This window comes from Streptomyces sp. LS1784, assembly GCF_020103755.1.
Classification (GTDB): domain Bacteria; phylum Actinomycetota; class Actinomycetes; order Streptomycetales; family Streptomycetaceae; genus Kitasatospora.
Map to the genome: position 1 here is coordinate 1 of NZ_JAHSQD010000333.1, position 9,253 is coordinate 9,253.

Below are 9,253 nucleotides of genomic sequence, written 5' to 3' on the forward strand. Positions count from 1 at the left end.
GGCGGCGACCACGCGCGACGAGCGAGCGGTCCGGGCCCGGGTGCCGGAGCCCGTCCGCGTCTGAGGAAGCGCCCGTGCCCCGCTGCGGCCGGGAGCCGGAGCGGGGCACGGGCGCCGGGTTCAGCCCCGCAGGACCTCGCCGACCAGGGCGCGGGCCTCGTCCTGGACCCGGGCGAGGTGCTCGTCGCCGTGGAAGGACTCGGCGTAGATCTTGTAGACGTCCTCGGTGCCCGAGGGGCGGGCGGCGAACCAGGCGTTCTCGGTGCAGACCTTGATGCCGCCGATCCGGGCGCCGTTGCCGGGGGCCTCGGCGAGGACGGCGGTGATCTCCTCCCCGGCGATCTTGCCGGCGCCGACCCGTTCCGGGGACAGCCGGGCCAGGCGGGCCTTCTGCTCGCGGTCGGCGGGGGCGTCCACGCGGGCGTAGGAGGGGGCGCCGTGGCGCTTGGTCAGTTCCCGGTAGTGGGCGCTGGGGGTGGCGCCGGTGACGGCGGTGATCTCGGCGGCCAGCAGGGCGAGCAGGATGCCGTCCTTGTCGGTGGTCCACACCCCGCCGTCGCGGCGCAGGAAGGAGGCGCCGGCGCTCTCCTCGCCGCCGAAGCCGATCGAGCCCTCCAGCAGGCCGTCGACGAACCACTTGAAGCCGACCGGGACCTCCACCAGGGTGCGGCCGAGGTCGGCGGCGACGCGGTCGAGCATCGAGGAGGAGACCAGGGTCTTGCCGACACCCGCGTCGCCGGGCCAGTCGGCGCGGTGGCGGTAGAGGTAGTCGACGGCGACCGCCAGGTAGTGGTTGGGGTTCATCAGGCCGCCGTCGGGGGTGACGATGCCGTGGCGGTCGGCGTCCGCGTCGTTGCCGGTGGCGATGGCGTACTCGTCCTTGCGGCCGATGAGGGAGGCCATCGCGGCCGGGGAGGAGCAGTCCATGCGGATCTTCCCGTCCCAGTCCAGCGTCATGAACCGCCACGTCGGGTCGGTCACCGGGTTGACGACGGTCACCTCCAGGCGGTGGGTCTCGGCGATGCGCTGCCAGTAGGCCACCGACGCGCCGCCCAGCGGATCGGCGCCGATGCGCAGGCGCGCCTCGCGCACCGCGTCCAGGTCCAGGACGGAGGGCAGGTCCTCGACGTAGGCGGTGAGGTAGTCGTGGCGCCCGGTGGTGGCGGCGGCCAGCGCCCGCGCGTAGGGGACCTTCTTGACGCCGCGCAGGCCCTCGCGGATCAGCTCGTTGGCGCGGTCCTGGATCCAGCCGGTGGCCTGCGAGCCGGCCGGGCCGCCGCTGGGCGGGTTGTACTTGAAGCCGCCGTCGCGCGGCGGGTTGTGCGAGGGGGTGATCACGATGCCGTCCGCGAGCGCGCGGGGGCTGCGCCGGTTGTGGGCGAGGATCGCGTGCGAGACCGCCGGGGTGGGGGTGTAGCCGTCGGCGGCGTCGATCAGCACCTGCACCCCGTTGGCGGCCAGCACCTCCAGGGCGGTGGCCTTGGCCGGCTCGGACAGGGCGTGGGTGTCGGCGCCCAGGAACACCGGGCCCGCGACGCCCTGTTCGGCCCGGTACTCGCAGATCGCCTGCGTGGTCGCGGCGATGTGGTCCTCGTTGAACGCCGCGTCCAGCGACGAGCCCCGGTGCCCCGAGGTTCCGAACGCCACCCGCTGCCCGGGCTCCTGCGGGTCCGGGTTCAGCGCGTAGTACGCCGTCACCAGCCGCGCCACGTCCACCAGGTCACCGGGCTGCGCCGGCTGCCCGGCCCGTGCGTGTGCCATCCGTCTTCTCCCGCCGAAAGTCGGTAACTCGCGATACGTCCTCGCTCCGCGCTCACCGATCGTAGCCAGAACGCGACCGTGCCCCGAACCGCGCGAACGGTCCGGGGCACCACGAACGGGCGGGCGGCAGGCCTCAGGCGGGCAGCTGCCGGCGGTGGGCGGCCAGCACCTCGGCGGTGGTGGTGGCCAGGAACTCCGTCACCCGGTACTCGGTCAGCCCGGCGCGCACGAACGGGTCGGTGGCCACCAGTGCCTCGATCAGGGCACGGTCCTCGCCGACCGCGAGGATCACCCCGCCGTCGCGCGGCACCTTGCGCCCCGAGGCGAGGAAGGTGCCCGCCGCGTAGTGCGCGTCCAGCCACTCGATGTGCTGCGCCAGCACGGCGTCGATCTACTCCAGGTCGGCGGTGTACGTCAGCTCCAGTACGAACATGCGGCCAGGCTAGACCCCGGGCCCCGACGGGCCGCGACGCCCCCCGCATCTCCCGCCCCGGGAGGGTGCCGACCCCAATCCTGCCAGCTCGGGCAAGGGTTGCGGTAGGACACAGCACACCATTCTTCCGCCTTGCCGCACGGCACCGCCCGCCCGCAGACTCGTGCGCATCCCCTTCCGCGTCCCGCGCCACCGCCCCGTCCCGGGCGGCCGGCGCGCACGGCGTGCTGCCCGCGGACGGGAGGAACCACACGGACGACGAAGGGGGACGACGGTATGCGCGTGCACGAGGACCTGGTGCTGAGGGCACGGGTGCGGCTGCTGAGCCACAACGGGCGGATCCTGCACGGCGAGGAGGGCCTGTGGGTCTACCGGGCACTGTTCACGGTCAGCCCGGCCGCCTACGCCTACAAGCTGGCGTTCGTGCTGCGGGAGGCCGCCGAGGGGCCGCGGGTGGCCCACCTGCCCGAGGCGCGGCGGGCGCTGCTGGCGCAGGCGCAAGCCGCCTGCGCGCACATCCCCGCCCACGCCCCCGCCCACCAGGTGCGGATGTGGGAGTACCCGATGACCGAGCTGCGGCGCATCGAGCAGCAGCTCGGCAGTGCAGGGCAGTAGGTGATCACCCGATGGTTGCGGTACAACAATCCCTATTTGACGACTGATCGGAGAAATTCTGATATGAGCAGGTCAGGAATGTCGCGCCGCACCCTCCTCGCCGGAGCCGGCGCCGGGGCCGTCACCGCCGTCATCGGCTGGAACACCGCCACCACCGCCTGGGCCACCGAAGCCGACACCGCCGACGGCGCCGATGTCGCCCGACTGCCCGCCCTCGACGGCACGGTGACCCTCCAGGGCGACGGCCTGGAACGCTTCTCCACCGACTTCGGACACCTCGTCACCGCCACACCCCGCGCGGTGCTGCGCCCCGGCTCGGTGCGCGACGTGCAGCAGCTGGTGGCCTTCGCCCGCCGCCACCGCATCCCGGTGGCCGTCAACGGCCAGAGCGGCGACCTCGCGCAGCTCGGCGAGGCCGGGCTGGAGTCGCACTCCAGCTACGGCCAGGCCAACCCCCGCGGCGGCATCGCCATCGACGCCCGCGGCCTGTCCAAGGTCGTCTCGGTGCGCCCCGGGCGCGCCGTCGTCGAGGCCGGGGCCACCTGGGCGCAGGTCACCGAGGCGGGCCTGGCGGCCGGCTGGGTGCCGCCGGTGCTCACCGACTACCTCCACCTGACGGTGGGCGGCACGCTGAGCGTCGGCGGCATCGGCGGCGGCGTGCAGCGCCACGGCATGCAGGTCGACAACGTGCTGGAGCTGGACGTGGTGACCGGCACCGGCGAGCTGGTGACCGCCTCCCCCACCCGCAACCGGGAACTGTTCGAGGCGGTGCTGGCCGGCGGCGGCCAGGTCGGCGTCATCGTGCGCGTCACCCTCGCCCTGGTCCGGGTGCGCGAACGCGCCCACGTCTTCTCGCTCCACTACGACGACCTGGACGCCTACCTCGCCGACCAGCAGAAGGTCATGGCCGAACGCCGCTTCGACCTCCAGGTCGGCGACGTGGTGCGCAGCGAGGACGGCACGCGCTGGCGCTACAAGGCGGAGCTGGTGGCGTTCGCGGACGCCGGGCAGGCGGTGGACCGGGCGGCGCTGCTGGCGGGGCTGGGCCCGGTGCGGACGGAGGTGGTGGAGCAGAGCTGGCGGGAGTACGCCTTCCGGGTGGACGGCTTCGCCGGGTACCTGCGCGCGGCCGGGTTCTGGGCGCTGCCCAAGCCGTGGCTGAGCGTGTTCCTGCCGGCGTCCACGGCGCGGGCGTTCATGGCGCGGGCCGCCGAGGTGCTGACGGCCGCCGATCTGGGGGCGGGGCTGCTGCTGTTCTACCCGTACGAGCGCTCGAAGGTGCAGGCGCCGCTGGCGGTGCTGCCCGAGCAGGAGGTGGGCTGGCACTTCGACCTGCTGGCCTTCCCGGGGCCGGGGGCGGACACCGCGGCGATGCTGGAGCGCAACCGGCGCCTGTACGACCTGGCGGTGGAGCTGGGCGGCAAGCGGTACCTGATCGGGGCGGTGCCGGGGATGACGCAGGCGGACTGGCGGCGTCACTACGGGGGGCTGTGGGAGCGGGTGGTGCAGGCCAAGCGCCGCTTCGACCCGGCGGGCATCCTGACGCCGGGGCAGGGCATCCACGTGTCCTGACCTGACCGTCTCTTCCAGGGCCGCCCGCGCCTGCGGGTGGGTGCGGGCGGCCCGGTGGGCGGGTCAGGTGATCTCCATCTGGGCCATCATGCCCATCGCGGAGTGGTCCAGCAGGTGGCAGTGGTAGGGGTAGCGGCCGCGGTAGGAGTCGAAGGTGGCCTGCAGGCGCACGCTCTCGCCGGGCATCAGGCGCACGGTGTCCTTCAGGCCGGCCTCCTCGGGGCCGGGGGCCGCTCCGTTGCGCTCAAGGACGCGGAACTGCACCAGGTGCAGGTGGAAGTTGTGCGGGATGTCGGTGTTGGCGTTGACCACCGTCCAGATCTCCGAGGTGCCGAAGGCGACGGAGGCGTCCACCCGGGCCGGGTCGTACTGCCGGCCGTCGATCAGGCCGCGCGGGGCCGCGCCCGCCGTGCCCTCCTCGACCTTCAGCACGATGGTGCGCTCGCGGGCCACCGGGCCCAGCGGGGGCAGGGTGCGCAGCCGGTCGGGGACGGCGGAGGGGTCGGGGGCGGGGCGGCCGACGTCGAAGCGCAGGACCTGGCCGATGTGTTCGGCGGGGCCGGGCGGCATGGAGTTGGTGAGCACGACGCTGGTGCCGGGGCGGTAGCGGGAGAAGTCGATGACGACGTCGGCGCGCTCGCCGGGCGAGAGGTCGATGGTGTCGGTGGTGTGGGGGCGTTCCAGCAGGCCGCCGTCGGAGCCGATCTGGGTGATCGGGCCGCCGTCGGCCAGGCGCAGGGAGAAGAAGCGCAGGTTGGAGGAGTTGAGCAGGCGGATGCGGTAACGGCGGGCGGCGACGTCGACCTTGGGCCAGGGGCGGCCGTTGGCGAGGATGGTGGCGCGGCCGGCCGCGTCGTCCATCCGGTAGACGAGGTTGCCCGAGGAATCGAAGCGGGCGTCGCGCAGCGCGATGGGCAGGTCGTAGCGGCCGGAGGGCAGCGGCAGGGCGGCCTCGGTGGCGTCGGTGAGCAGGTAGGTGCCGGCCAGGCCCCGGTAGACGTGCTCGGACTCCAGGTGGTGGGCGTGGTCGTGGAACCACAGGCTCGCGTGGGGCTGGTCGTTGGGGTAGGTGTAGGTGCGGGTGGCGCCGGCGCCCAGCAGGTTCATCGGGCCGCCGTCGCTGTCCACGGGGACGGCGGAGCCGTGCAGGTGGACGGAGACGGGGTCGTCCAGCAGGTTGGTCTGGCGTACGATCACCGGCCGTCCGGAGCGGGCGCGGATGACGGGGCCGGGGAAGGCGCCGTTGTAGGTGAGGACCTCGGTGCGGTGCCCGGGCAGGATCCGCGCGAAGGAGCGCAGCATGGTCACCGCGTAGGTGTCGGCTCCGTTGTCGGTGGCGACGGGGCTCAGCACCGGGGGCAGCGGCAGGGCGGTGGTGAACTTCTCCACGAGCGAGGGGCCGGCGTCCGGGCCCGGGTCGGGGGCGGCGGCGCCCGCCGGGTGGGCGTGTCCCGCGTCCTGCCCGGCAGCGGCGGTGGTGGAGGCGGCGGAGGCGGCCGGGCGCAGCGTGGTGCGCACGAGCAGGACCCCTCCTCCGGTCGCCAGGGCGGCGCCGATCATCCTGCGTCTGGTCACCATCGCGTCGTTCCTCCCGCGTGAGCTCCCCCGGCCTCGCCCGGACGGGGATGTGGGGCGGCCTTGTCCGGGGGTGATTGCAGCAGCGCCGGCTCACGCCCCGGTGGGGTTTGGCTTGGGCCGTGCGGGAGGTGCCCGGGGCGGTAACGGGGCGGGGTGGTGGGGGCCGGCGGGCGGGGCGGTGGGTGAGCTGCGGGTGTTGCGGGCGCCTTGCGCGCGGTGGCCACCGTGGCTGCGGACGCGGTCGAGGAACGCTCAAGACTCGGCACGCGGTGAACGCTCGTACTCGCCAGGGGCCCGGCGTGCTGCTCACCTGCGCGCCGGTCCCCCTGTTGTCGAAGGACTGAGGGGAAGGGCCGGAGCGTGGACCTGCGGTACTGGCTGCCGAGGGCGGCCGAGGTGGCCGAGCGGTGGGGCGAGCGGTTCGGGCCGCTGGAGCCGCACCCCTCGCACCTGGTGGACGAGGCGGACTTCGCCGCCGCGTTCGAGCGTTTCGCCAAGCGCCTGGAGCACAACTACCCGTTCTTCCATCCGCGTTACGCGGGGCAGATGGTCAAGCCCCCGCACCCGGCGGCGCTGGTGGGCTACCTGACGGCGATGCGTTTCAACCCCAACAACCACGCCTACGAGGGCGGGCCGGCCACCAACGACATGGAGCGCGAGTGCGTCGCGCAGCTGGCCGCCATGTTCCGCCTGCCCGCGCACGTGGGCCACCTGACCAGCAGCGGCACCATCGCCAACCTGGAGGCGCTGTACGTGGCGCGCCAGAGCCACCCCGGCCGCGGCGTCGCCTACAGCAGCCAGGCCCACTACACCCACAGCCGGATGTGTCACGTCCTGGGCGTCAGCGGCCACGCGGTGGCGGCGGACGCCGAGGGCCGGATGGACGCCGGCGCGCTGGAGGAGCTGCTGCGCACCGGGCGGGTGGGCACGGTGGTGGTCACCTGCGGCACCACCGGGCTCGGCGCGGTGGATCCGGTGCACGAGATCCTGCCGCTGGCGCGCCGCTACGGGGCGCGGGTGCACGTGGACGCCGCCTACGGCGGGTTCTTCGCGCTGCTGGCCGCCGACGACGCGCTGGCGGCCTCGCTGGGGGTGGACACCGCGCCGTGGCGGGCGATCGCCGGCTGCGACTCGGTGACCGTCGACCCGCACAAGCACGGCCTCCAGCCGTACGGCTGCGGGGCGGTGCTGTTCGCCGACCCCGGCATCGGGCGCCACTTCGCCCACGACTCCCCGTACACCTACTTCACCGACGCGGAGCTGCACCTGGGCGAGATCAGCCTGGAGTGCTCGCGCGCCGGGGCCTCGGCCGCCGCCCTGTGGCTGACCCTGCAGCTGCTGCCGCTCACCGCGCAGGGCCTGGGCGCGGGGCTGGCCGCGAGCCGGCGCGCCGCCCTGGCCTGGGCCGCCCTGATCGAGGACAGCACGGAGCTGACGCTGTACCAGGAGCCGCAGCTGGACATCGTCACCTACTTCCCCACCGTCGCCGGTGTGCCCGCGCTGTCCGCCGTCGACGCCGCCGGCGAGCGCGTCCTGCGTCAGGGCATGGCCGACGAGCACGACCCGGTGTACCTGAGCGTGCTGCGCGTGGACGCCGCCGACTTCACCCGCCGCCACCCGGGCGTGCGGGCGGACGCGGGCGGGGCGCGGGTGCTGCGCAGCGTGCTGATCAAGCCCGAGGCGCAGGGGTGGGTGGCGCCGCTGCACGCGCGCGTCTGCGCCCTGGCCGCCTCGGCCACGCGCCTTCCTGCCGATGTGCCGGCCGGGCCGCCGGATGTGCCGGTCGACCGGCCGGATGTTCCGGCCGGCCCGCCGGATGTTCCCGTTGACCCGCCTTCCCCTTCGTCCGCCCCCTCGTTCGAGGAGAGTGCCCGTTGACCACCGCCACCGCCCTGCCCGCCGCCGCGGGCACCGCCTTACAGCCCGCCGTACGGCCTGCCGTGCGCCCGGCCCGCCCGGGCGAGGAGAGCGCCCTCGCCGCCGTGCTCGCCGGCGCCTTCGCCGACGACGCGCTGATGCTGTGGGCCTTCCCCGACCCCGAGCACCGCGCGCGCGTCCTGCCCGCCTTCTTCCGCGTCCACGTCGAACAGTGCCTGGCCCATCGGGGCGTGCTGGTCGCCCACCGGGCCACCGCCGACAGCGGCCCGGCCTGCGGCGACGGGAAGCCGCTGGGGGCACTGCTGTTCCTTCCGCCCGGCCTGTGGGAGAACCCGGGCCTTCACGACGGCGCCACCACCGACGCCCTCGCCGAGGCCATCGACGCCCCCGGACACCGGGAGGCGGCCCACCGTCTGGAGGCCATCACCCGCCTGCAGACCCTGCGCCACCCACGCCACCGCTCCCACCACTACCTCGCCTTCGTCGGCGTGCGCCCCGACGCCCGCCGCACCCGCGCCGGCGAGGCCCTGCTGCACGCCTTCCTCACCGAGGTCGACACCGCCGGCCAGGCCGCCTACGCCGAGACCAGCTCCCCGGCCGGCGCCCACCTCCTGGCCGGCGGCGGCTTCACCCGCTTCGGTGAGGCCATCGCCCTGCCCGGCGGCGGCCCCCGTCTGGCCCCGGTCTGGCGGGGGCCCCGTTGACCGCCCCCACCGCCACCGCCACCGCCGTCGCCGGTGCGCTGCGCCTGTACAGCGCCGAGGCCATCGACGCCGGCCACGCCGCCGACCGCCCCGAAGCCGTGGAGACCCTCGCCTGGGCCCGCGCCTTCCTCACCACCTCCCACCCCGACCTCGGCCGCAGCGGCCCGGTCTGCCCCTACACCCAGCCCTCGCTGCGCCGCGGCCTGTTCCACATCGCCGTCGCCGACGGCTCCCCCGGGCGGGACCTTCCCGCCCTGGTGGTCGAACTGCGCGCCCGCTACGACGAGTTGCTCGCCGGCCTTCGGGAGGAGTCGGAGCGCGAGCTGCTCACCGTGCTGCTGGTGCTGCCCCAGCTGGACCGCGAGGACTCCACCGTGCTGGACGAGCTCCAGCGCAAGGCCAAGGACGAGTTCGTCGAACAGGGCCTGATGATCGGCCAGTTCCACCCGGTCTGCGAGGAACCCGGCCTGTGGAACCACTCCTTCAGGCCGCTGCGCTCCCCTGTCCCGCTGCTCGCGGTGCGCAAGCTCCTGGTCTTCGACCTGCCCTTCCTCGCCGGCGACGAGACCCACCTGGACCACTACCTGGCCCGCTTCGCCCCCGAGGTCCCCGCCCGCATCCGCGCCCAGCTGGTCACCAGTGTCCGCGCCCGCCGGCAGGGCGCCGCCGCCTGACCCCCCTCCCCCAGCGCGCGCGGAGCCGGCCGGCGCCC

8 protein-coding genes are annotated in these 9,253 nt (G+C 74.7%); 5 read left to right on the forward strand and 3 right to left on the reverse strand.

All coding sequences use genetic code 11. The features are described 5' to 3' along the window. Positions 1-120 precede the first annotated feature (120 nt). Together pgm and KS423_RS29585 are read right to left on the reverse strand one after the other, a co-directional pair. Positions 121-1,761 (reverse strand): phosphoglucomutase (alpha-D-glucose-1,6-bisphosphate-dependent), encoded by a 1,641-nt coding sequence (gene pgm / locus KS423_RS29580; protein ID WP_224282841.1) that lies wholly within the window; start codon positions 1,759-1,761, stop codon positions 121-123. A 133-nt stretch (positions 1,762-1,894) separates the two neighbouring features. Next, the gene (locus KS423_RS29585; RefSeq protein WP_224282848.1) at positions 1,895-2,152 is read right to left on the reverse strand and encodes a YciI family protein; all 258 of its coding nucleotides are present in this window, start codon (positions 2,150-2,152) and stop codon (positions 1,895-1,897) included. A gap of 318 nt (positions 2,153-2,470) precedes the next feature. Here KS423_RS29585 and KS423_RS29590 point away from each other — a divergent pair, with 318 nt between their 5' ends. Further along, positions 2,471-2,809: a hypothetical protein gene (locus KS423_RS29590; RefSeq protein WP_224282842.1), complete on the forward strand. Its 339-nt coding sequence runs from the start codon at positions 2,471-2,473 to the stop codon at positions 2,807-2,809. A 63-nt stretch (positions 2,810-2,872) separates the two neighbouring features. Beyond that, complete coding sequence (locus KS423_RS29595) at positions 2,873-4,381, forward strand: FAD-binding protein (RefSeq protein WP_224282843.1); 1,509 nt, start codon at positions 2,873-2,875, stop codon at positions 4,379-4,381. 63 nt (positions 4,382-4,444) lie between these two features. Here KS423_RS29595 and KS423_RS29600 read toward each other — a convergent pair whose 3' ends face one another. Next, complete coding sequence (locus tag KS423_RS29600; RefSeq protein WP_224282844.1) at positions 4,445-5,959, reverse strand: multicopper oxidase family protein; 1,515 nt, start codon at positions 5,957-5,959, stop codon at positions 4,445-4,447. A gap of 360 nt (positions 5,960-6,319) precedes the next feature. Here KS423_RS29600 and KS423_RS29605 point away from each other — a divergent pair, with 360 nt between their 5' ends. Genes KS423_RS29605 through KS423_RS29615 form a run of 3 tightly spaced genes read left to right on the forward strand, consistent with a single transcriptional unit; the run spans position 6,320 to position 9,215 of the window. Beyond that, the gene (locus KS423_RS29605; RefSeq protein ID WP_224282845.1) at positions 6,320-7,837 is read left to right on the forward strand and encodes an aminotransferase class I/II-fold pyridoxal phosphate-dependent enzyme; all 1,518 of its coding nucleotides are present in this window, start codon (positions 6,320-6,322) and stop codon (positions 7,835-7,837) included. Next, the gene (locus KS423_RS29610) at positions 7,834-8,541 is read left to right on the forward strand and encodes a hypothetical protein (RefSeq protein WP_224282846.1); all 708 of its coding nucleotides are present in this window, start codon (positions 7,834-7,836) and stop codon (positions 8,539-8,541) included. Before KS423_RS29605 ends, KS423_RS29610 begins: the two co-directional genes overlap by 4 nt. Further along, positions 8,538-9,215 (forward strand): DUF6875 domain-containing protein, encoded by a 678-nt coding sequence (locus KS423_RS29615; RefSeq protein ID WP_224282847.1) that lies wholly within the window; start codon positions 8,538-8,540, stop codon positions 9,213-9,215. The genes KS423_RS29610 and KS423_RS29615 overlap by 4 nt, the downstream gene beginning before the upstream one ends. Positions 9,216-9,253 lie beyond the last annotated feature (38 nt).